Below are 24,476 nucleotides of genomic sequence, written 5' to 3'. Positions count from 1 at the left end.
CTAACGTGCTTCCATGGACCGCACGCTCGCCGCCGACCTCGCCCGGCTCCCCGACCTCCTCGACATCACCCGTCGCGCCGCCGCCGACGCGCTGTCCGCCCTGGACGCGCGTCCCGTCGTACCGCCCGCCGGAAAGCCGGACGGCCCCGAGCCCCTCCCGGAGCACGGCGCCGGCACGGAAGCGGCCCTCGCCGCGTTCCAGGACCGCTGGGAGCCCCGGCTGTCGGCCTCCGCCGGGCCCCGCTACCTCGGCTTCGTCACCGGCGGCGCCACCCCCGCCGCCCTCGCCGGGGACTGGCTGACCGCCGCCTACGACCAGAACTCCAACTCGGCCCTCGACGGCGCGGGCCAGGACCTCGAGCGCGAGACCGTCGGCTGGCTCCGCGAGCTCTTCCACCTCTCCGACGCCCACACCGGCACCTTCGTCAGCGGCGCCACGATGTCCAACACCACCGGCCTCGCCATAGCCCGCGAATGGCTCGGGGAACGCCTCGGCGTCGCCCCGGCCGAGGACGGCGTCGCCGCCCTCGGCCCCGTCCGCGTGCTCTCCGGCGCCCCGCACTCCTCCATCGCCAAGGCCCTGTCGGTCCTCGGCCTCGGCCGGGGTTCCCTCGTCAAGGTCCCGACCCTGCCCGGCCGCGAGGCCGTCGACCCGGCCGCACTGGAGCGGGCCCTGACCGACACGCCCGGCCCGGCCGTGGTCGTCGCCAACGCGGGCACGGTCAACACGGTCGACTTCGACGACCTCCGGGCCGTCGCGTCCCTGCGCGAGCGCCACGACTTCTGGCTGCACACCGATGCCGCTTTCGGCGCCTTCGCGGCCCTCTCCCCGGACCACGCCCACCTCGCGGACGGCCTCGACGCCTCCGACTCCCTCTGCGTCGACCTGCACAAGTGGCTCAACGTCCCCTACGACAGCGCCGTCCAGTTCACCCGCCGGCAGGACCTCCAGGCCCGCGTGTTCCAGAACGCCGCCGCCTACCTCGGCCCCCTCGGCGACTTCCCCGACCTGGTCCACCTCACCCCGGAGAACTCCCACCGGCTGCGCGCCCTCGCCGCCTGGTTCACGCTCCGCGCGTACGGCCGCCAGGGCCACCGGGAGATCGTCGAGCGGGACATCGCTTGCGCCCGCGCCCTCGGGGAGCGCCTCTCCCAGGACGCCGCCTTCACCCTGCTCGCCCCGGTCCGGCTCAACGTCGTCTGCTTCACCCTGGCCGCCGACCCCACCCAGGCCCGGCTCGCCGCCCTGCGCGAGGCCGTGGCCGACGAGGTCTTCGTCACTCCGACCGTCTACGGGGGAACCCCCGCCCTGCGCGCCGCGTTCTCCAACTGGCGTACCACACAGGCGGATGTGCACCGGGTCGCGCAGACCCTCAAGGCAGCGGCAAGGGAGATCGCATGACGAGCAGCCCCCTGACCCTCATCGAGGTCGAGGCCCTCGCCCGCACCGCGCACGAGGGGCAGACCGACAAGGCCGGCCGGCCGTATGCGGAGCACCTCGCGGCCGTGGCCGAGGGAGTCCGCGTGCGCGGCGGCAGTCCCGAGCAGCAGGCGGCGGCCTGGCTCCACGACGCGATCGAGGACGACGCCCTCAGCCTCACCTGGCTGGATTCCGCCGCCCTCCCGCAGTCCGTGAAGGACATCGTCCTCGCCGTCACCAAACACCCCGGCGAACCGGTGGAGCAGTACACGGCCCGGATCCTCGCCACCTCCGGCGCCCTCCTGGTCAAGGAGGCCGACCTCGCGCACAACGCCGATCCCGTTCGGCTCTCCGTACTGGACGGTCCCACGCGCGAGCGGCTGGCCGCGAAGTACGCCCATGTCCGCTCCCTGCTCGGCCTCACCGCCCCGTAACCCCCGCCCCGTGCCCGAAATATGCCTTGTGCACGTGTGGTTGGCGGAAACGGAACGATGGTGATTCGTCACGGGGCGGATAGGTGGGGCCCGTTGGTGGGAGGATGGTCCATGTGGGGGTGTGCGTGGCCGTGCGCCCCGGGCCGACCAGGGGACGACCGAAGGTGTGATCAGTAGTGGCCATTTCGCTGTCAGTGGTGGTTCTGTTGGCGGTCATCCTGGTGGTGCTGATCCGCGGCAACCACATCAAGGCAGGACCCGCCATCGTCGCGGCCCTCTTCGGCTTCTTCCTGGCGTCCAGCTCGATCGCCGACGACGTGAACCGTTTCCTCAACTCCCTCGCGACGATGATCGCGAACATCAAGCTCTAGAGGTCCCGGCGTTCCTGCCGGGCTTCGGGGATGACGTACTGGGCCTGGAGGTCGGCGTTCACCTGACCGCCCAGGGTCATGACGTTCAAGGTGGCGGAGTTCTCGTTGGCGATGGCCTTCTCCACCCGTGACACCAGCCTCGCGAAGGACTCGGTGTCCGAGAGGCCGGCGTACGGCCCCACCCCGGTCTCGAAGTAGACCCGCTCGTGGCCGAGGAGTTGCTCCGTCGACCTGTAGTTCTTCCACATCTCGCGGTACCGGTACACGCTCTCCAGCGACACGGAGCCGACGACGACCAGGCTGAGCACCGTGGCGGTGATCCTGGCGAACGGCAGGTCGATGTTCACGAGCACGGGGACCAGTGCGCCGCCGACCACGGAGACGGTCCGCATCCTGAGATGCATGGCCTTCATCCTGACGGCTTTCCGGTCGTACCACTTCTGATACTGGGACAGCCTCGTCTCCAGGTACTGCTGGGTCGCTTCCGCATCCGGCATGCGTGGGAGTACACCGGCGAACGCGCGCGGCGTCAATCGAAAACCCTGCAAAGACCTGAAAACGCCTCAGGGCCGGATCGGGGAATCGTCCTCCGATCCGCCCCGCCGATGACCTCCCGCCAGGACGCGCGGGGGACGCGGCCCGCTGGGGCCCCCGGGGGTATCTGCGTCGGCGGTTTGCGCACCTCCGCCGACAGAGCGCGAGAGCAAGGACACCTCCGCGTCACCGGCGGCCATTCAGGCGAGGGCCTCTCGGCTGAATTCTGGTCGTAGCTGGGCGTGTTGTCTTCCCGCTAATTAATCCGACATTAATTATTTCTGTTGATGTTTCGGCATTGCTTTCCGGAACGACATGCGCGATCCGCCCGAAGGAGCCCCGATGCGTCTGAGCATCTCTCGTACCGCCCCCATTTTCATGGGACTCACCCTCGCCGCTTTCGGCGTCGTCACGCCGCCCGCTACCGCACAAGCTGACACGCCGGGTCCGGACCTACTCGGCGTGTCGCAGCCGGCCGCGGCGCCTGCCAGCCCGATGCTCGGCATTCCCTCCGCCGAGGAAGGCAGAACCACCCGTGCCGCCGGCCGGGCGCTGATCGTGAACGTGACCAGCTGCAGCGAGAGCGACCTGCAAGCCGCGATCGGCGCTGTCGCCACAGTGGGCGGCACGGTCAACCTCAGACCCGGCTGCACCTACACCCTTGCCGACGCCACACCACCCAACGACGACAACGGACTGCCGGTCATCACGAGCAACGTCACGATCAACGGAGTGGGCGACACCATCACCCGAGCCGTAACCGCGGCCAATTTCCGTTTCTTTGAAATCGACGGCCCCAATGGAAACCTCACTCTCAATGCCCTGACCCTCAGCAACGGTCACGCGTCCTCCAGCCTCGGCAACGGCCGGGGCGGTGCCATCTGGCTCAATGGCGCCGGTCCCGCACTGACGCTGAACAGCACCAGGCTCACCGCCAACATCGCCGACACCTTTGGTGGGGCCGTCGACAACGACAACGGCACGGTGAGCGTCAACTGGAGCACGCTCTCCAACAACACGGCGGGGGCCGGCGGAGCCGTATTCGTCAGCCCGTTCGGAGGTTCCGGCACGGCGACCGTCAACGGAAGCAGGATCACCGGCAACCACGCAACCTCCCTGGCCGGCGGGATCGCCGCCGCCGTCGGCACGGCGGTCACGCTGAACAGCACCCCGGTCACCGGCAACGACGTCACCGGCAACGACGTCACCGGCAACAACGCGCAGGGCGGCGGCATCGCGCAAGCCGGAACCTTGAAGCTGAACGGAAGCCTGGTCACGGGCAACACCATCACCGGTAACAACGCACAGGGCGGCGGCGTCTTCAACATTTCCGGCGCGGTGCAGCTCACCAGCAGCCCGGTCACCGGAAACACCGCCAACGGCACGAACTCCCGCGGTGGCGGCATCTTCAACACGTCCTCCGGCACGGTGGCTCTCACCAGCAGCCCGGTGACCGACAACCGGGCGCTGGGAACGGGTGCGGACGGTGGCGGCATCTTCAACGCCAGCGGCACGGTGACGCGGGTGGCCAGTCTCGTCGCCGGCAACCAGCCCAACAACTGTGGTAGCCCCAGCACCGTACCCGGCTGCGTCTGAAGAGCGCCGACGCGCTGAGCGGGCTCGTACGGGAATGACGAAGGGCCAGGCTGAGGAATTCTCCTCTGACCTGGCCCTTCAGTACTCAGAGCGGGCGACGGGAATCGCCTGGGCCGTCACAGCTCGACTGGCTGTCGATCACGTCCATATGGGCAATTCCGCATGACTCCGAATGAATGCAAGAGCATCTACGGATCGGCGTGGGTCACCTTATTCGCGGCATATCCGACATTACCCTGCCGTTGCTGATCAGCGACGTCGAAAGGAAAGCCGTGCCCCTCGAACGCGATCATGGCCGTCGGTCGTCCACGGAGCCTGTGCTCCCACGCCTGAAGTACCGAGCCGGCAGGCGCCTGGGACGGCTACGGGCCGCTGTCGTGGCCGGTGCCCTGCTCGCCGGGCTGAGTCCGGTGGCGGCCGGTGCGCCGCAGGCCGCCGCCGTGGCACGGCACGAGGACGATCCGACGCAGTACTGGAACAAGGTCCTGCTGCAGACGTTCCGCAATGCGCGGGGCTCGGACGCCTCGCCCGGCAAACTCTCCCGGTCCGGGGCGATGGTCTTCGCGGCGATCTACAACGCCGAGAGCGCCTATCAATACACGTACGGAACGCTGAAGTACCAGCCGTACCTCAGCAAGCCGGTGAAGTACGCCGACAGATCGTCGCGGCCGCATCCGAACGAAGAAGAGCGGCTGATCGACCGCACGGCGTACCGAATGATTTCCGAGCTGTACCCGGGCGATCAGGCCTACATCGACGCCCGGTACGAGGCCCGAACCGGTCGCTCCCCCCACTCCTACGACCCCCTCGACCGCCTCGTGGTCGACCGCGTGGTGAGGCAGATCAACAGAGCCCGGGCGGACGACGGCTCGGACAACCCGGATGTCTACGACGGTGACACCACCACCCCTGGAGCCTGGCGGCCGACGGGCGAAGAGGCGACGCCTGACGAAGGGGCCTGCAAGGAGCCGAGCGACGCGGTGACCCCGAACTGGGGCAAGGTGAAGCCGTTCGTGCTCCGCTCCGGCTCGCAGTTCCGGCCTCCGACCCTGCGGGGCTTCACGTCCTACGACGAAATGTTGGCCAGCCCGGAGTACGCGCGCCAGGTCGACGAGGTGCGACGGGTCGGTGCCGTCGACTCCACCGAGCGCACCTACGATCAGACCGTCGTCGGCTGGTTCTGGGACCACGACCTGAACGGCACCTACCACCCCCCGGGGCAACTGCTCGAGCTGACCGGGACCGTCGCCAAGAAGTTCAAGCTCGACACGTACGAGACCACCCACTTGTTCGCGCTGTCGGCGCTGTCGTTGGCGGATGCCGGGATCGCGGCCTGGGACAGCAAGTACGACTCCCCGATCAATGAGTGGCGCCCGGTGTCCGCGGTCCAGGCGACGGGCGGCGCGAACGCGGACTGGCAGCCCCTCACCTCAGACCGCTCGGGGGCACCGTGGACCCCGTGCTTCCCCGCCTGGACCTCCGGGCACGCCAACTTCACGGCTGCGTGGGCAACTGCGATGCAGCACTTCTTCGACCGTGACGACGCCTCGTTCACCGCGCACTCCGAGGACCCGCACACCCTCGTGGCGTACCGCCAGATGAACAGCTTCAGCCAGGTCGCCGAGGAGGGCGAGTTCAGCCGACTCTGGCTGGGCGCGCACTTCCGCTGGGACGCCGAGGACGGGAGGGAGATCGGTACCAACGTCGCGGACTACGTGTTCGCCAACGCGCTGCAGCCGACACATCACGGCCGTCCGGATCACCGGTGAAACGGCCCGGCCGCTCGATCACCCGGATCGCCGAACTGCTCGGCGCCGGCATGATCACCCTCGACCACCGCATCCCGGACCCGGGGGGACGGCGCCCGAGCGCCGTCCCCCGTCGGCTCGAAGCCTGACCGCGCGGGTCCACTCATCCTCTGGATGCCCGAAAAGCCGTCAGCGCCTTTGCCCAGCCCACCTGGTGAAGGCGCTGACGGCACGTTCGCAGCGGCGGTGAAGGCGCCGGCATCCAGGCGATCCGCGCCGTGCGGGCAACGGCCCTGGGTGTGGGTCTGAGCTGTTTGGCAGTGCGTCCCTCGTCCTTTCGTGTGGCGGGTCCGGCGAGTGGGCCTTCGACGGGGATGGCGCCGGTCGACGATCAATGGACTGGCCGATGGGATCGCAGGGGAGTCTGCGACCGCTGTGTGAGGGTAGGTCGTCGTGATCGACAGGCGGGACGTGCTGCGGGCGGGTGTGCTGGGCGGCATCGGCGGCGCGCTGGGGCTGCAGGCACCGGAGAGTGCGGCTGCGTCAGCTCAGGCGGCAGGGGCGGTCGACGGCCGGGACTGGAAGCGGCTGGCTGATGCGCTGTCGCCCGGGGCCACCCTCTACCGGCCGCATGGCCCCGTATACCCGTCGCTGGCCTTGCCGTACAACCACAGGTACGACGGAATTCAGCCTGCCGGCATCGTTGCCTGCGCGACCGCCGAGGACGTGTCCGAAGCGATCCGCTGGGCTCGCTCGGTAGAGATGCCCGCCGTGCCGCGCTCGGGGCTGGGACACAACTACGCCGGGTATTCGACCACCACGGGCCTGCTGCTGAACATGGCCCGCATGAAGAGCATCGTCTCCACTCCGACGCCGGGCCGAGCCCGCCCTCGGACCTACGGGCCGATGAGGGTCGTGCACGACGCCGGTACCATCACCGTAGGGGCCGGCGTCACCAATGGCGACCTGCATCCGCTGTTGGAGGACGACGGCATGTTCGTGCCGACCGGTCGCTGCCCCAGCGTCGGGGTCGCGGGGCTGGTGCTCGGCGGCGGTATCGGGTTCAGCGACAAGATGTTCGGCCTGACCTGCGACCGGCTCGTTTCCACGACCGTCGTCCTCGCCGACGGACGCACGGTCAAGGCCAGCGAGGATGCGCACCCCGACCTGTTCTGGGCCTGCCGCGGCGGAGCCGGCAACAACTTCGGTGTCCACACCTCGTTCACCTTCCAGTACGAGCAGTTCGAGGGCACCGTGGGCTTCTACCAGCTCCGATGGAGCCTGGACTCCGTACTGCCGGCGGTCGCCGCCGCGCAGCGCATCGCCCAGGACACCGTGGGCGACAGGCGGTTCCATCTGCGTCTGGGCATCGGTACCGACGGGAGGACCAAGGCGCAGATCCGTGCGAACGCCAACGTCAACGCCATCGGCCAGTTCTACGGCACTGTCCGCGAACTGCGGGCCATCCTCGAACCGCTGCTCGAGATCGGCACGAGCGAGGAACGCGCCCGCAACAGCGCGTCCGTTCGTCAGGTCACGCCCGGTGAGGCGAGCGTACTGCTGAGCGCCACCACACCGATCGAACGCTTCGCCACCAAATCGGCGATCCTGGACTCCCGCACTCTCTTGACCGATCAGCAGGTCAGCGCGGCAGCCGAGCGCCTGCTGGACTGGCCCGGCAGCGGCAACGAGGACGGAGCCGGGTTCGCGATGTTCGCCCTCGGAGGTGAGATCAACCAGGTACCGCCGAACGCGACCGCGTTCGTACACCGAGACGACCTCTTCGTCTTCGCCGCCGAGACCTCGTGGGCGGACTACGACCTCCCCAGCGTCGCCAAAGCCAACCTCCGCTGGGTCCAGCAGTTCTACGACGACATCTTCCCCGGCAAGGCCCCCGAACAGGCGTACCAGAACTTCCCCGATCCGACGCTGAAGAACTGGCGGGAGGCCTACTACGGCACGAACTACCCCCGTCTGGTCGACGTGAAGCGGAAATACGACCCGACCGGCTTCTTCGACTACCAGCAGGCGATCGGCACGCGCTGAGCCCGAACGGCGCGTGGGAACGACTGAGGGCCAGGCGGAGGAAACGTCCTCTGACCTGGCCCTTCGTCATTCAGAGCGGGCGACGGGAATCGAACCCGCGTAGCTAGTTTGGAAGACTAGGGCTCTACCATTGAGCTACGCCCGCAACGCGCGCGCCGCAGGTCCGGGGACCGCGGCACGGACAGCATCCTAGCGGGTCGAGCCAGGGGAACGCACACCACATTCGCGCCCGCGGCGAGGACCTGCCGGAAACCGGTCGGGAAACCCAGCGCATCAGAGGGTCTCCGGGCATGTACCCTACGTGTCGCACCGACGGGGTGTGGCGCAGCTTGGTAGCGCGTCCGCTTTGGGAGCGGAAGGTCGTCGGTTCGAATCCGGCCACCCCGACCAGCAGCAGTGTCCCCTCCGAGTCCGTAGAAGGGGTCTCCACAAGATCGCGTTGTGGGCTGATTGCCGCTTGCGGTTACTATGCAAGCTGCGTGCCCGTGTGTCTGATGTACCGGGCCGAAGTCCGCTGAACCGCTGAATCGCAGCGTGACGGCAGAACCCCCAGCAGTCAGCCACAAGGAGACCGAACCGTGAAGAGCGCCGTGGAGACCCTGAACCCGACTCGGGTTCGGCTCACTGTTGAGGTGCCCTTCGAGGAGCTCAAGGACAGCCTCGACGCGGCGTACAAGAAGATCAACCAGCAGGTCACGGTGAAGGGCTTCCGCAAGGGCAAGATCCCGGCCCGCGTCATCGACCAGCGCTTCGGCCGCGGTGCGGTGCTGGAGGAGGCCGTCAACGACGCCCTCCCGAAGTTCTACACCGAGGCGGTCAACGAGGCCGACCTGAACCCGCTGGGCCAGCCCGAGGTCGACATCACGGAGCTGAAGGACGGCGAGCTGCTGGCCTTCACCGCCGAGGTCGACGTCCGCCCCGAGATCGAGATCCCGGACTACTCCGGCATCGAGGTCGAGGTCGACGCCATCGAGGTCTCCGACGAGGAGATCGAGAAGTCGGTCGAGCAGCTGCGCGGCCGCTTCGCGTCCACCAAGGACGTCGAGCGCGCCGCCCAGGACGGCGACGTCGTCACGATCGACCTGGAGGCCAAGGTCGACGGTGAGGTGCTGGAGGACGGCGTCGCTTCCGACGTGTCCTACACCATCGGCTCGGGCGAGCTGCTCGAAGGCATCGACGAGGCCGTCAAGGGCCTGGAGGCCGGTGGCGAGGCCACCTTCACCTCCCAGCTGAAGGGCGGCTCCGCCGAGGGCAAGGACGCCGAGGTCACCGTCAAGGTCACCAAGGTCTCCGCCCGTGAGCTTCCCGAGCTGGACGACGAGTTCGCGCAGATGGCGAGCGAGTTCGACACCCTCGAGGACCTCAAGGCGGACAGCCGCAAGCGCCTCGAGAACATGAAGCAGTACGACCAGGCCACGCAGGCCCAGGAGCGCGTCCTGGAGAAGCTGCTGGAGCTCGTCGAGGTGCCGATCCCCGAGAAGCTCCTCGCGGACGAGGTCCAGACCCGCAAGCACAACCTGGAGCACCACCAGCTCGGCCAGATGGGTCTGACCATCGAGAAGTACCTGGAGTTCCAGGGCAAGACGGTCGAGGAGTTCGACGCCGAGACCTCCGAGCAGGCCATCAAGGGCATCAAGACCCAGTTCGTCCTCGACGCGCTGGTCAACAAGGAGAAGCTGGGCGTCGACCAGGAGGAGCTCACCGAGCACCTCATGCGCCGCGCCGCTTCCTCCGGCATGTCCCCCGACCAGTTCGCCCAGGCCGTCGTCGAGGGTGGCCAGGTCCCGATGCTGGTCGGCGAGGTCGCCCGCGGCAAGGCCCTCGCGGTCGTCGTCGAGGCCTCCAAGGTCGTCGACACCAACGGTGAGGTCGTCGACCTCTCCGACGAGGACGAGGAGCAGGCCGTCGAGACGGTCGAGGCCGCCGTCGAGGGTGACTCCGAGGACAAGGCCGAAGAGGCCAAGTAACACCCCGGGCCAAGCCCACTGAGCAGTGCCGAGAAGGGCCCGGACGCAGCCGCGTCCGGGCCCTTCTGCACAGGCCCCGGAAGGCCCTGGGAGCTTGCGCTCCGAGCGAACAGTTCGGGAAGCGGGATGGCGTTGTCCGACCTGCGCGTTAGGGTCCATGAATACGAGGGCACGTGAGTACCCGGATGCCGGCGGACTTGTCCGCACCGGCCGGACCGCGCCCCAGAACGAGACGCTGAGACGGCACATGGCCGTCGGAGACGAGCAGGTGGATACGTGACGAATCTGATGCCTTACGCCGCGGGTGAGCCGTCCATCGGTGGCGGCCTCGGCGACCATGTCTACAACCGGCTGCTCGGCGAGCGCATCATCTTCCTCGGCCAGCAGGTCGACGACGAGATCGCCAACAAGATCACCGCGCAGCTCCTCCTCCTGGCCGCCGAACCGGAGAAGGACATCTACCTGTACATCAACAGCCCGGGTGGCTCCGTGACGGCGGGCATGGCGGTCTACGACACCATGCAGTACATCCCGAACGACGTCGTCACCATCGGTATGGGCATGGCGGCCTCCATGGGCCAGTTCCTGCTCACCGGTGGCGCCAAGGGCAAGCGCTTCGCCCTGCCGAACACCGACATCCTGATGCACCAGGGTTCCGCCGGCATCGGCGGCACCGCGTCCGACATCAAGATCCAGGCCCAGTACCTGCTGCGCACCAAGCAGCGCATGGCCGAGATCACCGCGTTCCACTCGGGCCAGTCCGTCGAGGCGATCATCCGCGACGGCGACCGCGACCGCTGGTTCACCTCCGAGGAGGCCAAGGAGTACGGCCTCATCGACGAGATCATCTCGGCCGCGTCCAACGTGCCGGGCGGCGGCGGCACCGGGGCCTGATCCCGGCGCGCGACCTCGCGTACGCCCGCCCGCACAGGCAAGCCTCAGCCCGCAGAACGCCACCAGGATGGTGAACACCCAGATGCACATGAACAACCTCTCTCCCGCGAGCGGCCTCTACACCGGCGCTCAGGTGGACAACCGCTACGTCATCCCGCGCTTCGTCGAGCGCACCTCGCAGGGCGTGCGCGAGTACGACCCGTACGCGAAGCTCTTCGAGGAGCGCATCATCTTCCTCGGCGTGCAGATCGACGACGCCTCCGCCAACGACGTCATGGCGCAGCTGCTGTGCCTGGAGTCGATGGACCCGGACCGCGACATCTCGATCTACATCAACAGCCCCGGTGGCTCCTTCACCGCGCTGACGGCGATCTACGACACGATGCAGTTCGTGAAGCCGGACATCTCGACGGTCTGCATGGGCCAGGCGGCCTCCGCCGCCGCGGTCCTGCTCGCCGCCGGCACCCCCGGCAAGCGCATGGCCCTGCCGAACGCCCGTGTGCTGATCCACCAGCCCTCCGGCGGCACCGGCCGCGAGCAGCTCTCCGACCTGGAGATCGCGGCCAACGAGATCCTGCGCATGCGCGACCAGCTGGAGACCATGCTGGCCAAGCACTCGACGACGCCGATCGAGAAGATCCGCGACGACATCGAGCGCGACAAGATTCTCACTGCGGAGGACGCTCTCGCGTACGGCCTGATCGACCAGGTCGTTTCCACCCGCAAGAGCTCGCACTGATCCTTGCCGCCAATTGGCGTGGACACGCCGTCGAATTCGGCGATGTGAACCACGTCAAGGGGGCCCCGTTCGGGGCCCCCGGCAAGGTACCGTCGGATATGAGGCACCAGGAGCGCTGAACCAGGCGTCTCCCAGGCGAAGGGGAAGCACCTCGTGGCACGCATCGGTGACGGCGGCGACCTGCTCAAGTGCTCGTTCTGCGGAAAGAGCCAGAAGCAGGTGAAGAAGCTCATCGCAGGACCCGGTGTGTACATCTGCGACGAGTGCATCGACCTCTGCAACGAGATCATCGAAGAGGAACTCGCGGAGACCTCCGAGGTCCGGTGGGAGGAACTCCCCAAGCCCCGTGAGATCTACGAGTTCCTGGAGAGCTACGTCGTCGGCCAGGAGCCGGCGAAGAAGGCGCTCTCCGTCGCGGTCTACAACCACTACAAGCGGGTCCAGGCCGGCGAGAACGGCGGCGCGCAGGGCCGGGACGACGCGATCGAGCTCGCGAAGTCCAACATCCTGCTGCTGGGCCCCACGGGCTCGGGCAAGACCCTGCTGGCCCAGACGCTCGCGCGCATGCTCAACGTCCCGTTCGCCATCGCCGACGCGACGGCGCTGACGGAGGCCGGGTACGTCGGCGAGGACGTCGAGAACATCCTGCTCAAGCTGATCCAGGCCGCCGACTACGACGTCAAGAAGGCCGAGACCGGGATCATCTACATCGACGAGATCGACAAGGTCGCCCGCAAGAGCGAGAACCCGTCGATCACCCGCGATGTGAGCGGCGAGGGCGTGCAGCAGGCCCTCCTGAAGATCCTGGAAGGCACGACGGCCTCCGTCCCGCCGCAGGGCGGCCGCAAGCACCCGCACCAGGAGTTCATCCAGATCGACACGACGAACGTGCTCTTCATCGTGGGCGGCGCCTTCGCCGGCCTGGAGAAGATCATCGAGTCGCGTGCGGGCGCCAAGGGCATCGGCTTCGCGGCGACGATCCGCTCGAAGCGCGAGATCGAGGCGAGCAACCAGTTCCAGGAGGTCATGCCGGAGGACCTGGTGAAGTTCGGGATGATCCCCGAGTTCATCGGCCGCCTCCCCGTCATCACCTCCGTGCACAACCTGGACCGCGAGGCCCTGCTCCAGATCCTCATCGAGCCGCGTAACGCCCTGGTGAAGCAGTACCAGCGGTTGTTCGAACTCGACGGTGTCGAGCTGGACTTCGAGCGCGAGGCCCTCGAAGCCATCGCGGACCAGGCGATCCTCCGCCAGACGGGCGCGCGCGGCCTGCGCGCCATCATGGAGGAGGTCCTGATGTCGGTGATGTACGAGGTCCCGTCCCGCAAGGACGTGGCCCGCGTGGTCATCACCGCCGAGGTCGTCCGCTCCAACGTCAACCCGACGCTGGTCCCGCGGATCGTCCCGAAGGACCAGGGCCCGCAGGAGAAGTCGGCGTAGCCGACGACAGAACGTACGCGAAGGGGGCGCTCCCGGTCGGGGGCGCCCCCTTCGCGCGTTCAGGACTCCGATGCGCAGCAATCGGTCAATTGTTCTAGACCATCTGGCGTGGGGACGTCCCCCTTGATCAACTTCATCTCGGGAAATTCTTCTACGGAGGGACGAGAGAATGAAGAAGCGTACGCTCGGCGTTCTGGCGGCCACATTTGCTGCGGCTGCACTGCCGATCGTGGCGGCCTCACCCGCGTCGGCCTCGTCGGCTGACTGTCAGGTCTACATGCGCAACTTGGGTTACACCGTGGGTCCGAGGGTGCAGGATGCGTGCGATGTCGGCGCCACATGGGATCCCAATGGATTCAACCGCCTTGCCTGTCTGCGGGCATTGGTGGACCTTGGAGTGAAGGCCGATGACGCTTCCACGGCGTGCTACCAGCTGGCGTGAGAATGTGGGACAGGTCGGCGCGGGGCGCGTCGCCCTGCGCCGACCGCCCTCCTGATCAGGACTTGACGCGGGCCGTGTTGTAGAGCTTCGCCGCCAGCTCGGAGGTCTGCTCCAGGGTGTAGCCCGTCTTGCCCGCCATCACGGAGGCCAGGTCGGTCGCGCTGACCATGGCCAAGGTGCTGTAGTCGCCCCAGATGCAGACCGGCAGCGTGAACTGCTTCGGGCCCTTGGCCGTGGTGCTCGTGCTCGTCGAGGTGAACTTCATCTCCTGGCACTTCATCACGGCTCCCTTGAACCCCGACGGCGTCACCGCCTGGGGGCTCCCGATCAGCTCCACCGACATGGACTTGTCCTTGCCGGCGTTGAGCTTGGCCGTGGCGAAGTAGGCGTCCACCGTCTTCTCGGGGTCCGCGATCTCGCCGTAGAGGCCGGAGAAGTTCAGGGCCTTGGCCGACAGCGGGTTGCTCGGGTCGCCGGACTGGTACTGCTGCCCCACCTTGGTGGGGTTCTTGATGCCGACGGCCTCCGCCTCCGTCTTGTCCTTGTCGGTAATGGGCTTGTCCTGGTACTTCGGATCCTTCTTGAAGTCGTCGACCGACTCCGGAGCGACCAGCTTGTAGCCCTTGGTGTCGGAAGCGACCGAGCCGCCTGCGCCGCCGCCCTTCGTGAAGTACCAGCCGGCGCCCGCGATGACCGCGACCGCGACGACCACCCCGATGATGACGCCCGCCTTGGACTTCTTCGGCGGCTGCCCACCGTACGGGGCCTGCTGCTGCGGGTAGCCGTACGCGGGCGTCGGCGGCTGCTGGGGGTAGCCCTGCGGGGGGACGCCCGGCTGCTGCTGCGGGTAGCCGTAGCCCGGCTGGGGCGCGGGCTGCCCGTACGGGCCCGGCGGCGGGGGCTGCTGCCCGTACGGTCCGGGCTGCTGCGGCTGCTGACCGTAAGGCCCTGGCTGGTTGTAGCTCATCCCTGCGTCCCCCTTAGGAACTTCTTTAGGAACTTCTTATGTGGCTCACATCCTTGCGGAAGATCGATCGCGGCCGGGCTCCGGGGTCCCAGGCGTTACGGAACTACTACGGCGCGGACACTTCCATCACGGCCCGCAGCTCACGGGCGCGCGTCGCGAGCGCGTCGATGGTCACCGGCTTGTTCTCGATGGGGACGGTGACCGTCACCAGGGAGCTGTGGTCCGCCCACATGCACATCGGCATCGAACCTTCGGCTATCACGACCGTGCCGCAGCGCATCGCGCCGCCCGCCGGGTTCCCGGCCTCGTGCGTCGTGATCTCCGCCTCCTTGAGGCCCATCCCCTTCAGGGCATTGGTGAGTTCGGCGCCGGGGTCCTTGTCGTGGAAGCTGCCCGCCGCGCCGCTGACCACCAGTTGAGCGGTGCCCGCCTGGTCGGCGTACACGACGGCCACCCTCGTCGTGCCCGGCTTCGCGGGGCCCGACTGGTTCTGGCCCTGCTTGATCGCGTCGACCCGCGGTCCGGAGTCCTGCAGGCTCAGGCTCTGGAAGGTGGCGGGCGGCACGAGCTTGTAGCGGCCAGCGTCCGCGGGGCCGTCGGTCCCGCCGAGGAGCGCGGCCACGGCGAGCTTGCCGATGACGACGCCCGCGGCGATGCCCAGCACCGTCCCGACGGTCTTGAGGGCGCGCTTGCTCTTCGGCGGCGCGGGCGGCACGGGTGGCACGGGTGGCACGGGTGGCACGGGTGGCGCAGGTTGGGCAGGCTGTCCGGGCTGCGCCGGGAAGGTCTGCCGGCTGATCTCGTTCATGCCCGCATGAGACGGGTCCGCCGCGGCCAAGGTCAACGGGCGGCCGCTCTGCGGTATCGATTCGTAACGGAGGTGGGACCGCCCGTATCCTTTGGCTCGTGACCGAGAACACGCAGACACCCAGCAGCCCCAACTCCGAACTGCCGACCCAGTACGCGCCGGCCGAGGTAGAGGGGAAGCTCTACGAGCGCTGGGTAGAACGTGGGTATTTCGAGGCCGACGCGAAGAGCGAGAAGCCGCCGTACACCGTCGTCATCCCGCCGCCGAACGTCACGGGCTCGCTCCACCTGGGCCACGCCTTCGAGCACACGCTGATCGACGCCCTGACCCGCCGCAAGCGCATGCAGGGCTTCGAGACGCTGTGGCAGCCCGGCATGGACCACGCGGGCATCGCCACCCAGAACGTCGTCGAGCGCGAGCTCGCCAAGGAGGGCAAGTCCCGCCACGACTTGGGCCGTGAGGCCTTCGTCGAGCGCGTCTGGCAGTGGAAGGCCGAGTCCGGTGGTCAGATCTCCGGCCAGATGCGCCGCCTCGGCGACGGCGTCGACTGGTCGCGCGAGCGCTTCACCATGGACGAGGGCCTCTCGCAGGCCGTCCAGACGATCTTCAAGAAGCTCTACGACGACGAGCTGATCTACCGCGCCGAGCGCATCATCAACTGGTGTCCGCGCTGCCTCACCGCGATTTCCGACATCGAGGTGGAGTACCAGGACGACGAGGGCGAGCTCGTCTCGATCCGCTACGGCGAGGGCGACGCGTCCATCGTCGTCGCGACCACCCGCGCCGAGACGATGCTCGGTGACACCGCCGTCGCCGTCCACCCGGAGGACGAGCGCTACAAGCACCTCGTCGGCACCGAGATCGAACTGCCGCTGACCGGCCGCCGGATCCCGGTCGTCGCCGACGAGCACGTCGACCCCGCGTTCGGCACGGGCGCCGTCAAGGTGACCCCGGCGCACGACCCGAACGACTTCGAGATCGGCCAGCGCCACAACCTGCCGAACCTCGCCGTCCTGGACGAGCACGCCATCATCACGGCCCACGGCCCCTTCCAGGGCCTGGACCGGCTGGAGGCCCGCTCCGCCATCGTCGCCGCGCTGCGCGCCGACGGCCGGATCGTCGCGGAGAAGCGTCCGTACACCCACTCCGTCGGCCACTGCTCGCGCTGCAAGACCACCATCGAGCCGCGCCTGTCCATGCAGTGGTGGGTCAAGGTCGGCCCGCTGGCGAAGGCCGCCGGTGACGCGGTCCGCGACGGCAAGGTCAAGATCCACCCGCAGGAGATGGAGAAGCGGTACTTCGACTGGGTCGACAACCTGCACGACTGGTGCATCTCGCGCCAGCTGTGGTGGGGTCACCGCATCCCGGTCTGGTACGGCCCGAACGGCGAGGTCGTCTGCGTCGGCCCCGACGAGCAGCCGCCGAGCGGCGAGGGCTGGACCCAGGACACGGACGTCCTGGACACCTGGTTCTCCTCCGGTCTGTGGCCGTTCTCCACCATGGGCTGGCCGCAGCAGACCGAGAGCCTGGCGAAGTTCTACCCGAACTCCGTCCTGGTCACCGGCTACGACATCCTCTTCTTCTGGGTCGCCCGGATGATGATGTTCGGCCTGTACGCGATGGACGGCACCCCGCCGTTCCACACCATCGCCCTGCACGGCATGGTCCGCGACCAGTTCGGCAAGAAGATGTCGAAGTCCTTCGGCAACGCGGTCAACCCGCTGGACTGGATGGACACCTACGGTTCGGACGCGGTCCGCTTCACCCTGGCCCGCGGCGCCAACCCGGGCGTCGACGTCCCGATCGGCGAGGACTGGGTCCAGGCCTCCCGCAACTTCGCCAACAAGATCTGGAACGCCACGCGCTTCGCGCTGATGAACGGCGCGACGATCGAGGGCGAGCTGCCGCCGGTCGAGCAGCTGTCGGCCACCGACCGCTGGATCCTGTCCCAGCTCAACAAGACCGTGGCCGAGGTCGACGCGTTCTACGAGGACTACCAGTTCTCGAAGCTGTCGGACGCGCTGTACCACTTCGCGTGGGACGAGGTCTTCAGCTGGTACGTCGAGCTCTCGAAGACGACCTTCTTCGCGGGCGGCGAGCAGGCCCAGGTCTCCGGCCGGGTCCTCGGCGAGGTCCTCGACGTCATGCTGCGGCTGCTGCACCCGGTGGTCCCGTTCGTCACCGAGACGCTGTGGACCACGCTGACCGGCCGCGAGTCCCTGGTGATCGCCGACTGGCCGAGCGACAGCGGCTTCCGCGACGAGGCGGCCGAGGCCGAGATCGACCTCGTCAAGGCCGTCGTCACCGAGGTCCGCCGGTTCCGCAAGGAGCAGGGTCTCCAGGACGGCCAGAAGGTCCCGGCCCGCCTGGACCTGACCGGTACGGCGCTGGCCGCCCACGAGGGCGCCATCCGCCAGCTGCTGCGCCTCCAGCCCGAGGGCGACTCCTTCAGCGCCACCGCGACCCTGCCGGTCGCCGGCGCGACCGTCGCGCTCGACCTGTCGGGCACCATCGACGTGGCCGCCGAGCGCAAGCGCCTCTCCAAGGACCTCGGCGCAGCCGAGAAGGAGAAGCAGCAGGCCGAGGCGAAGCTCGGGAACGAGGCGTTCATCGCCAAGGCCCCCGACAACGTCGTGGACAAGATCAAGGGCCGTCTCGCCAAGGCCGAGGCCGACATCGCGCGGCTCCGGGCCCAGCTGGACGCGCTGCCGGCCGGCTAGCCGCAATGCCGTTGCTTTATGGCGGTTGGATCACGATGGCGTCGTGTGAGGGCCGGGTTGGCTGGGGCCAGTCGCGGTGGCGACTGGCCTTGGCCTTGTAGTTCGACATCTTGCGTTTGACGACCCGGGGCTGGCTGCGCAGTCGCCTCGGGGGCAGGAGCCGCTCGGTGACCTCGGCGCGGAAATGCCGCCAGGCCCTGTGCAGGTGGTCAGGGGGAAAAAGAGCCGGGCAGGATGGTCACGGTGCGGCGGGCCGCCCGCAGGGCGGTGGTGAAGGAGAGCCGGTCACAGTCGACCGGCTCGGGACCACCGGCCGCCGCTTCGGCCATCAGCGCGCGCAGGGCGTGGTGCACCAGCAGGTGGGCATAGATCTCCTGGCGGACGCCGGTGGGCGTCTTGCTGGCCAGGACAACGGTCTTGGCGCCGCGCTGATGGGTCTTGATCTCGTCCAGGACGCTCTCGCACTCCCAGCGTTGCGGGTAGAGCGCGGCCAGGTCAGCGGCCGGGGCCCGGACCGGGTCCAGGACCGAGGTCAGCAGCACGTACTGGTCCTCGCCGGGTCGTCCCGGGTCGTCCAGGCGGTAGCGGATCACGCGGACCGCCACCGGCTCGCGGCCGGCCTTCTTGTCGTCTCCGGCCTGGATCACGGTGAGCCAGGACCCGTCGGGCAGTGTTTGCAGGACGGGCAGGCGGCGGTTGGTCTTGGCGCGGAAGCACAGGTCAGCGCCGCTGCTGGTCAGGGCTCGCCATAACCGGGTCGAGGGCAGGTTGCGGTCGCCCAGGACGAGCATGTCCTCGGTCAGTGAGCGTTCCAGGTCCTCGGCGAGGCGGACCTCGCCGTCATGCCAGCCGCCGAGCACCGCATCGACGACGGCGTGGGTGCCGCATTCGACCAGAGCGACGACCTGGACCTGCGGATATCCGCCGGTGCCTTCCCCGCGGCCGGTCCCAGGGCGGCCGAACTCAGCGGCGTTCGCCGCACTGTCGGCGACATCGAAACGGGTGCCGTCGATGGCCATCAGCCGCCAGCCCCTCCAGAACACCCCGGGCATCGCGGGCGTGCCCAGCGGTCGGGCGCATCTGTCGAACAGCGCGGCCATCGGTTCGACCCCGAGCCGTCCACGCGCCCGGAAGATGGCAGCCTTGCTCGGTGGATGCCACGACCCCCACAGCCCCGCCCACCGCAGGCCCTCAGCAAGGTGCCGCATGACCTCCAGATACGGCGCGGGCGAGAACAATGCCATCGCCAGCAGGAAGTACACCACCAGCCGGGCCGGCAACAGCCGCCGACGCTTCTCCGTCCGGTCGCACTGGGCCACGACCTCGTCCACCAGCCACGGCGGATACATCCGGGTCAGCACACCCACCCCGGCCAGATCCGGCAGAGACGACGCCATGCCACCACCCCCGATGACGTCGTCTCACCGATCCAGATCAATGTCAACGGCATTGCGGCTAGCCGCCGCAAGCGAGTGAAGGCCCCCACACCGTCGGTCGATGTGGGGGCCTTCCCCGTATGCCTTCCCCGCGCGGGGGGCGGTGTCGCAGGAACTTCCGGCTTGTCTGAAGTGCCCTAAATCACTCGATATCCGGTCCCTGTGGATCCGATCCGTGGCGCTGTGCACGGATGATGGAGGGCATGCACGTCAAGCCCGTCGCCTCGGCGTTCCACCGGGCCGCGGCCCACGGCCGCCGGCTCAGCGAGGGGTGGGCCGGCTCACCGCGGGCGCTGGACGTGCTCACGGCCCTCAGCTGCCTCGCCCTGATGGCGCTGGACCTTCCCGGCCTCGCCGCCGCCGACAACTCGCTCAACGGGCCGCTCGCCGCCGTCGTGCTCGCCGCCGGCTGTTCGACCCTGCTGGTGCGGCGCCGGGCGCCCTGGGTCTCGTACCTCGCCGCGCTGCTGTTCATCGGCTGGCTGCACGAGCTCACCCTGATCCAGTTCGCCCTCTACTCGGTCGGCCGCTACCGGGGCCGCCGGGCCGGGATCCTCGCCACGCTCGGGTACGTGGCTTTCGCGCTGCTGGTGTTCAGCGTGCCGGGCTGGCCCGAGCCCAGGGTGGAGAGCCTGAGCTCCTTCCTCAGCCTGATCGTGCCCATCGGCGTGCTCGCGGCCGCCGTGGGCATCGCCGCCTACCGGCACGACCTGGTGTCGGAGCTCACCGCCCGGCGGGCCGAGTCGGCCGTGCTCCAGGCGGTCCAGCAGGAGCGCACCTCCGTCGCCCGCGACGTGCACGACTTCGTCGGGCGGGAGCTGACCCTGCTCACGGTGCGCTCCGAGGTGCTGTCGACGCGGGCGCGCGAGACCTCGTACGGGCCGGACTTCGAGGAGCTGGCCGACACCGCGCGCCGGGCCCACCTGGTGCTCAACGAGATCATCGTGCAGCGGGGGGAGCGGGCCTCGACCCCGGGGGTCGAGGGGCTGCCGGCGCTGGCGGAGGAGAGCGGGCGGGCCGGTTCGCCGGTACGGCTGGCCCTGGATCCGGACGCGCACGCGCTGTCGCCGCTGCGGCAGGCGGCGGTCTACCGGGTGGTGCAGGAGTGCCTGACGAACGCCGCCAAGCACGCGCACGGCGAGACCATCGACGTGTCGGTCACGGCGGACGGCCCCCGGCTGCGCATCGCCGTCAGCAACACCCTGCCCGCCCGGACCCCGGGCCGGGCCCCGGTCTCGGCGGGCTCGGGCACGGCGAGCATGTCCGAGCGCGTGCGCAGCCTGGGCGGAGAGCTGACGGCGAGGCGCACGGAGGACTCGTACGAGGTCGTCGCGACCCTGCCCCGCGGCGAGGCCGTGGCCGGCTAAGCGCGGCTAAGCGTCGCCTAGGCCTTCGCCGGGGCCGGCAGGGCGCCCGGCGTGTCCAGGTCCTCGACGCAGCGGCCCGAGCCCAGGGCCACGCAGTCCAGCGGGCTGTCGGCCACGAAGACCGGGATGCCGGTCGCCGAGGTCATCCGCAGGTCGAGCCCGGGCAGCAGCGCGCCGCCGCCGGTCAGGACGATGCCGTGCTCCATCACGTCGCCGGACAGTTCCGGCGGGCATTCCTCCAGCGTGGTGCGCACGGCGGCGATGATCGCCTCGACGGGCTCGTCGAGCGCGGCCCGTACCTCCGTCGCGGCCAAGGAGAGCGTCTTCGGCATGCCGCCGACCTTTTCGCGGCCGCGCACGGTGAAGGCGAGCGTCTCCAGCTCCGGCCGGTCCGGCACCGGCCAGGCGGATCCGATGCCCACCTTGACGTCCTCGGCGGTGCGCTCGCCGATGAGCAGGGAGTGCTCCTTGCGGACGTAGTCCATGATCGCCGCGTCGAGCCGGTCCCCGCCGACGCGCAGCGACCGGGACGTGACGATGCCTCCCAGCGAGATGACGGCGACCTCGGAGGTGCCGCCGCCGATGACGGCCAGCGCGGTGGTCGTGCCCGCCTTCACGGCGACCACGGACGGCTCATTGAGGACGATTCCGTGGCCCCGTGCGTAGACGAGGGTGTTGGCGGTGCCCAGGTCCATCCCTATGTCGCGGCTGGAAGCTGTCTTGTTGGTGCTGGCCTGCGGCATTTGTTCCCCAATCTCCTGCCCGCAAGGCTTGCATAACGATCTCGTCGCCCGCCCGCCGAACGTCCCGGAATGCCCGGGCCGAAAGTCCCGCGGGTCCTCGTCCGTAGACTGGGTTCCGTGAGTGAGCAGCAGCCCGAGAGCCCCGAGAGTCACGACAGCCCCTTCGATGGATCCGACGAATTCGACCAGATCATCGCGGAGGAGTCCGACCGCGACCCCGACCTGGCGGTGATCGAGGCCGGCAGCCGCACCCTGCGCGCCCAGGCCGGACCGCCCCAGGGTGACCCGGTGCCCGCCCTGCCCGCCGACCCGGAGGTCGCCAAGGCGCTGCAGGAGGTGGAGCAGGAGCTCGCCACCCGCTGGGGCGAGACCAAGCTGGAGCCGTCCGTGTCGCGGATCGCCGCGCTGATGGACGTCCTGGGAGAGCCGCAGCACGCGTACCCCTCCATCCACGTCACCGGCACGAACGGCAAGACCAGCACGGCCCGCATGATCGAGGCCCTGCTGAACGCCTTCGAGCTGCGCACCGGCCGCTACACCAGCCCGCACGTGCAGTCGGTCACCGAGCGGATCAGCCTCGACGGGGCGCCGATCACCGCCGAGCGGTTCATCGAGACGTACCAGGACGTCAAGCCGTACGTGGAGATGGTCGACGCCGCGCAGGAGTACCGGCTGTCGTTCTTCGAGGTGCTCACCGGGATGGCGTACGCGGCCTTCGCGGACGCTCCCGTCGACGCGGCCGTGATCGAGGTCGGCATGGGCGGCACCTGGGACGCGACCAACGTCATCGACGCCTCGGTCGCCGTGATCACCCCGATCAGCCTGGACCACACCGACCGGCTCGGCTCCACGCCCGGCGAGATCGCCCTGGAGAAGGGCGGCGTCATCAAGCAGGGCGCCACCGTGATCCTGGCGCAGCAGCCGGTGGACGCGGCGCAGGCGCTGCTGAAGAAGGCCGTCGAGGTCGACGCGACCGTGGCCCGCGAGGGCATGGAGTTCGGCGTGGTCTCGCGCGAGGTCGCGGTCGGCGGGCAGCAGCTGACGTTGCGCGGTGTGGGCGGCGAGTACGACGGCATCTTCCTGCCGCTGTACGGCGCGTACATGGCGCACAACGCGGCGGTGGCGCTGGCGGCGGTCGAGGCCTTCTTCGGGATCGGCCAGGAGCACGCACGCGTGCTGGACCCGGACACCGTACGGAAGGCCTTCGCCTCGGTGACCTCGCCGGGCCGCATGGAGGTCGTGCGGCGCAGCCCGACGGTGGTCCTGGACGCGGCGCACAACCCGGCGGGCGCGGCGGTCACCGCGGCGGCGGTCACCGAGTCGTTCGGCTTCAGCCGGCTGATCGGCGTCGTGGCCGCGAGCGAGGGCAAGGACGTCCGGGGGGTGCTGGAGGCCTTCGAGCCGATCTTCGCCGAGGTGGTGGTGACGGAGAACTCCAGTCACCGCTCGATGGGCGCCGACGAGCTTGCGGCCGTCGCGGTCGAGGTCTTCGGCGTGGACCGGGTGCAGGTCGAGCCGCGGCTGGACGACGCCCTGGAGGCGGCGATCACCCTGGCGGAGGAAGAGGCCGAGTACGGAGGGGCCGGGGTCCTGGTGACCGGTTCCGTGATCACGGTGGGCGAGGCCCGCCTGCTGCTGAAGAGGGGCTGAGGATGCGCACGCTGTGTGCGAGCACGCTGATCGGCGAGTTCTTCGTGATCGGCTTCGCGGGCCTGGTGGCCATGAAGGACCCGGACCTGACCCAGGCGGCGGTCTGGACGGTGTGCGGGGTCAGCATGCTGCTGTCGGTGCTGCTGTGCGGGATGCTCTCGCGTCCCGGGGCGGTACAGCTGGGCTGGGCCCTGCAGATCGGCCTGATCGCGAGCGGGTTCGTCGTCCCGACGATGTTCTTCCTCGGTGCGGTCTTCGCCGCCCTGTGGTGGTGCTCGGTGCACTACGGCCGAAAGATCGACGCGGTCAAGGCCCGCTGGGCGGCCACCCAGGAGGCCGCGGCGGCCCCCGGGGCGCCTGACGCTGCGTGACGGGTCACCTTGATGGCCCTGTAGATTCGTCCTACCGCACCCGTATGCCGCAAGGAGCCGCAACATGACCCAGCGCACCCTCGTCCTGCTGAAGCCCGACGCCGTCCGTCGCGGTCTGGTCGGCGAGATCATCGGCCGTATCGAGCGGAAGGCCGGCTGGACCATCCCCGCGCTGGAGCTGCGCACGCTGGACCAGGAGACCCTGGAGGCGCACTACGGCGAGCACAAGGGCAAGCCGTTCTACGAGCCCCTCATGGGCTTCATGGCCAGCGGCCCGATCGTCGCCCTGGTCGTCGAAGGGGAACGCGCGATCGAGGGCGTCCGCCAGCTGGCGGGCCCGACCGACCCGATCGCCGCGGCGCCCGGCTCCATCCGGGGCGACTTCGGCACCATCGTCCGGGAGAACCTGATCCACGCCTCGGACTCCGAGGAGTCCGCCGAGCGCGAGCTGAAGCTGTTCTTCCCGGCGCTCTGACCCCGCGCTTCGATAACTCCGCGATCACACTTCCTGACGCGACATCAGCCGAATAGCGCTCATGACCTGGGGCGACCGAAGTAATTTCGGTCGCCCTGCGGTATTTCCGGCCGATACCGGGAACGCCTGGGCAGTACACGTCGTCACCACTGAGGGGGCGGGTATCCATTCCGGCGGGATTGCCGGAGTCCCGTCGCGCGGTGTCCGTACTCCCGGCACTACGATGGGGCCTCCACCCACACACCCACCTCGCCGACCTGACAGCAGCCGCTATCAACTGGAAGGCCAGACGCTCCTCATGGGGAACA

Annotated in this window: 22 protein-coding genes and 2 tRNA genes; 18 read left to right on the top strand and 6 right to left on the bottom strand. The window is 69.0% G+C overall.

Annotation, left to right across the window (positions count from 1 at the left end; translation table 11 throughout):
- Positions 1–13 precede the first annotated feature (13 nt).
- From OG737_RS09325 to OG737_RS09315, 3 genes are all read left to right on the top strand, one after another.
- On the top strand, positions 14–1,402 hold the full coding sequence (locus OG737_RS09325) for a pyridoxal phosphate-dependent decarboxylase family protein (RefSeq protein WP_405679944.1): 1,389 nt from the start codon (positions 14–16) through the stop codon (positions 1,400–1,402).
- Positions 1,399–1,854, top strand: coding sequence for an HD domain-containing protein (locus tag OG737_RS09320; RefSeq protein WP_405921401.1), 456 nt, complete (start codon positions 1,399–1,401; stop codon positions 1,852–1,854). Before OG737_RS09325 ends, OG737_RS09320 begins: the two co-directional genes overlap by 4 nt.
- Positions 1,855–2,030: 176 nt before the next feature.
- A complete protein-coding gene (locus tag OG737_RS09315) occupies positions 2,031–2,225 on the top strand; it encodes a hypothetical protein (protein WP_150519620.1) in 195 nt (64 codons plus the stop codon).
- Here OG737_RS09315 and OG737_RS09310 read toward each other — a convergent pair.
- Positions 2,222–2,722: a DUF4231 domain-containing protein gene (locus OG737_RS09310; protein WP_328925729.1), complete on the bottom strand. Its 501-nt coding sequence runs from the start codon at positions 2,720–2,722 to the stop codon at positions 2,222–2,224. The two genes, OG737_RS09315 and OG737_RS09310, sit on opposite strands and share 4 nt — an antisense overlap.
- Positions 2,723–3,101: 379 nt before the next feature.
- Between OG737_RS09310 and OG737_RS09305 the strand changes: the two genes are divergently transcribed.
- The 4 genes from OG737_RS09305 (at position 3,102) to OG737_RS09290 (ending at position 8,149) form a co-directional block, all read left to right on the top strand.
- A complete protein-coding gene (locus OG737_RS09305; protein WP_405921400.1) occupies positions 3,102–4,355 on the top strand; it encodes a hypothetical protein in 1,254 nt (417 codons plus the stop codon).
- 377 nt (positions 4,356–4,732) lie between these two features.
- Complete coding sequence (locus OG737_RS09300; RefSeq protein WP_405679946.1) at positions 4,733–6,124, top strand: vanadium-dependent haloperoxidase; 1,392 nt, start codon at positions 4,733–4,735, stop codon at positions 6,122–6,124.
- Positions 6,121–6,252: a hypothetical protein gene (locus OG737_RS09295; protein WP_328925726.1), complete on the top strand. Its 132-nt coding sequence runs from the start codon at positions 6,121–6,123 to the stop codon at positions 6,250–6,252. The genes OG737_RS09300 and OG737_RS09295 overlap by 4 nt, the downstream gene beginning before the upstream one ends.
- A gap of 322 nt (positions 6,253–6,574) precedes the next feature.
- Positions 6,575–8,149 (top strand): FAD-binding oxidoreductase, encoded by a 1,575-nt coding sequence (locus OG737_RS09290; protein WP_405921399.1) that lies wholly within the window; start codon positions 6,575–6,577, stop codon positions 8,147–8,149.
- Between the two features lie 74 nt (positions 8,150–8,223).
- On the opposite strand, the gene OG737_RS09285 is transcribed toward OG737_RS09290, so the two are convergent.
- Positions 8,224–8,294 (bottom strand) — tRNA-Gly (locus OG737_RS09285).
- A 168-nt stretch (positions 8,295–8,462) separates the two neighbouring features.
- On the opposite strand from OG737_RS09285, the gene OG737_RS09280 reads away from it, so the two are divergent.
- The 6 genes from OG737_RS09280 to OG737_RS09255 all read left to right on the top strand — a co-directional run bounded on the left by OG737_RS09280 (position 8,463) and on the right by OG737_RS09255 (position 13,631).
- Positions 8,463–8,539, top strand: a tRNA-Pro gene (locus tag OG737_RS09280).
- A 188-nt stretch (positions 8,540–8,727) separates the two neighbouring features.
- Positions 8,728–10,116: a trigger factor gene (gene tig / locus OG737_RS09275; RefSeq protein ID WP_328925724.1), complete on the top strand. Its 1,389-nt coding sequence runs from the start codon at positions 8,728–8,730 to the stop codon at positions 10,114–10,116.
- 276 nt (positions 10,117–10,392) lie between these two features.
- Entirely contained in the window at positions 10,393–11,010 is a 618-nt protein-coding gene (locus OG737_RS09270) for an ATP-dependent Clp protease proteolytic subunit (RefSeq protein WP_328925723.1), read from the top strand.
- A gap of 67 nt (positions 11,011–11,077) precedes the next feature.
- Positions 11,078–11,749: an ATP-dependent Clp protease proteolytic subunit gene (locus OG737_RS09265; RefSeq protein ID WP_328925722.1), complete on the top strand. Its 672-nt coding sequence runs from the start codon at positions 11,078–11,080 to the stop codon at positions 11,747–11,749.
- Positions 11,750–11,902: 153 nt separating this feature from the next.
- Entirely contained in the window at positions 11,903–13,189 is a 1,287-nt protein-coding gene (clpX, locus tag OG737_RS09260) for an ATP-dependent Clp protease ATP-binding subunit ClpX (RefSeq protein WP_328925721.1), read from the top strand.
- Between the two features lie 169 nt (positions 13,190–13,358).
- Positions 13,359–13,631, top strand: coding sequence for a hypothetical protein (locus tag OG737_RS09255; protein WP_328925720.1), 273 nt, complete (start codon positions 13,359–13,361; stop codon positions 13,629–13,631).
- 55 nt (positions 13,632–13,686) lie between these two features.
- Here OG737_RS09255 and OG737_RS09250 read toward each other — a convergent pair whose 3' ends face one another.
- Together OG737_RS09250 and OG737_RS09245 are read right to left on the bottom strand one after the other, a co-directional pair.
- The gene (locus OG737_RS09250; RefSeq protein ID WP_328925719.1) at positions 13,687–14,598 is read right to left on the bottom strand and encodes a hypothetical protein; all 912 of its coding nucleotides are present in this window, start codon (positions 14,596–14,598) and stop codon (positions 13,687–13,689) included.
- A gap of 106 nt (positions 14,599–14,704) precedes the next feature.
- Positions 14,705–15,406, bottom strand: coding sequence for a hypothetical protein (locus OG737_RS09245; RefSeq protein WP_405921398.1), 702 nt, complete (start codon positions 15,404–15,406; stop codon positions 14,705–14,707).
- A 98-nt stretch (positions 15,407–15,504) separates the two neighbouring features.
- Between OG737_RS09245 and OG737_RS09240 the strand changes: the two genes are divergently transcribed.
- The gene (locus OG737_RS09240; RefSeq protein WP_328925717.1) at positions 15,505–18,126 is read left to right on the top strand and encodes a valine--tRNA ligase; all 2,622 of its coding nucleotides are present in this window, start codon (positions 15,505–15,507) and stop codon (positions 18,124–18,126) included.
- A 209-nt stretch (positions 18,127–18,335) separates the two neighbouring features.
- Here OG737_RS09240 and OG737_RS09235 read toward each other — a convergent pair whose 3' ends face one another.
- Positions 18,336–19,523: an IS4 family transposase gene (locus tag OG737_RS09235; protein WP_405677048.1), complete on the bottom strand. Its 1,188-nt coding sequence runs from the start codon at positions 19,521–19,523 to the stop codon at positions 18,336–18,338.
- A gap of 242 nt (positions 19,524–19,765) precedes the next feature.
- Between OG737_RS09235 and OG737_RS09230 the strand changes: the two genes are divergently transcribed.
- Positions 19,766–20,929: an ATP-binding protein gene (locus OG737_RS09230; protein WP_328925716.1), complete on the top strand. Its 1,164-nt coding sequence runs from the start codon at positions 19,766–19,768 to the stop codon at positions 20,927–20,929.
- A gap of 17 nt (positions 20,930–20,946) precedes the next feature.
- Here OG737_RS09230 and OG737_RS09225 read toward each other — a convergent pair whose 3' ends face one another.
- Entirely contained in the window at positions 20,947–21,672 is a 726-nt protein-coding gene (locus OG737_RS09225; RefSeq protein WP_405921397.1) for a rod shape-determining protein, read from the bottom strand.
- A gap of 117 nt (positions 21,673–21,789) precedes the next feature.
- On the opposite strand from OG737_RS09225, the gene OG737_RS09220 reads away from it, so the two are divergent.
- From OG737_RS09220 to ndk, 3 genes are all read left to right on the top strand, one after another.
- On the top strand, positions 21,790–23,322 hold the full coding sequence (locus tag OG737_RS09220) for a bifunctional folylpolyglutamate synthase/dihydrofolate synthase (protein ID WP_405679950.1): 1,533 nt from the start codon (positions 21,790–21,792) through the stop codon (positions 23,320–23,322).
- Positions 23,323–23,324: 2 nt separating this feature from the next.
- On the top strand, positions 23,325–23,693 hold the full coding sequence (locus tag OG737_RS09215; RefSeq protein WP_328925713.1) for a DUF4233 domain-containing protein: 369 nt from the start codon (positions 23,325–23,327) through the stop codon (positions 23,691–23,693).
- A gap of 64 nt (positions 23,694–23,757) precedes the next feature.
- Complete coding sequence (gene ndk / locus OG737_RS09210; protein WP_215140040.1) at positions 23,758–24,168, top strand: nucleoside-diphosphate kinase; 411 nt, start codon at positions 23,758–23,760, stop codon at positions 24,166–24,168.
- The last annotated feature ends 308 nt before the right edge of the window (positions 24,169–24,476 follow it).

Source organism: Streptomyces sp. NBC_00122, from assembly GCF_045160845.1.
Taxonomy (GTDB): domain Bacteria; phylum Actinomycetota; class Actinomycetes; order Streptomycetales; family Streptomycetaceae; genus Streptomyces.
This window is presented reverse-complemented; position numbering and strand designations above follow the sequence as displayed.

Excerpts from the sequence above, each read along its gene's own strand:
- OG737_RS09325 (WP_405679944.1), top strand. The coding sequence starts at position 14 with ATGGACCGCACGCTCGCCGCCGACCTCGCCCGGCTCCCCGACCTCCTC.
- OG737_RS09225 (WP_405921397.1), bottom strand. The coding sequence starts at position 21,672 with ATGCCGCAGGCCAGCACCAACAAGACAGCTTCCAGCCGCGACATAGGG.
- OG737_RS09215 (WP_328925713.1), top strand. The coding sequence starts at position 23,325 with ATGCGCACGCTGTGTGCGAGCACGCTGATCGGCGAGTTCTTCGTGATC.
- OG737_RS09305 (WP_405921400.1), top strand. The coding sequence starts at position 3,102 with ATGCGTCTGAGCATCTCTCGTACCGCCCCCATTTTCATGGGACTCACC.
- OG737_RS09320 (WP_405921401.1), top strand. The coding sequence starts at position 1,399 with ATGACGAGCAGCCCCCTGACCCTCATCGAGGTCGAGGCCCTCGCCCGC.
- OG737_RS09245 (WP_405921398.1), bottom strand. The coding sequence starts at position 15,406 with ATGAACGAGATCAGCCGGCAGACCTTCCCGGCGCAGCCCGGACAGCCT.
- OG737_RS09235 (WP_405677048.1), bottom strand. The coding sequence starts at position 19,523 with ATGGCGTCGTCTCTGCCGGATCTGGCCGGGGTGGGTGTGCTGACCCGG.
- ndk (WP_215140040.1), top strand. The coding sequence starts at position 23,758 with ATGACCCAGCGCACCCTCGTCCTGCTGAAGCCCGACGCCGTCCGTCGC.
- OG737_RS09310 (WP_328925729.1), bottom strand. The coding sequence starts at position 2,722 with ATGCCGGATGCGGAAGCGACCCAGCAGTACCTGGAGACGAGGCTGTCC.
- OG737_RS09255 (WP_328925720.1), top strand. The coding sequence starts at position 13,359 with ATGAAGAAGCGTACGCTCGGCGTTCTGGCGGCCACATTTGCTGCGGCT.
- OG737_RS09250 (WP_328925719.1), bottom strand. The coding sequence starts at position 14,598 with ATGAGCTACAACCAGCCAGGGCCTTACGGTCAGCAGCCGCAGCAGCCC.
- OG737_RS09265 (WP_328925722.1), top strand. The coding sequence starts at position 11,078 with ATGGTGAACACCCAGATGCACATGAACAACCTCTCTCCCGCGAGCGGC.
- OG737_RS09230 (WP_328925716.1), top strand. The coding sequence starts at position 19,766 with ATGCACGTCAAGCCCGTCGCCTCGGCGTTCCACCGGGCCGCGGCCCAC.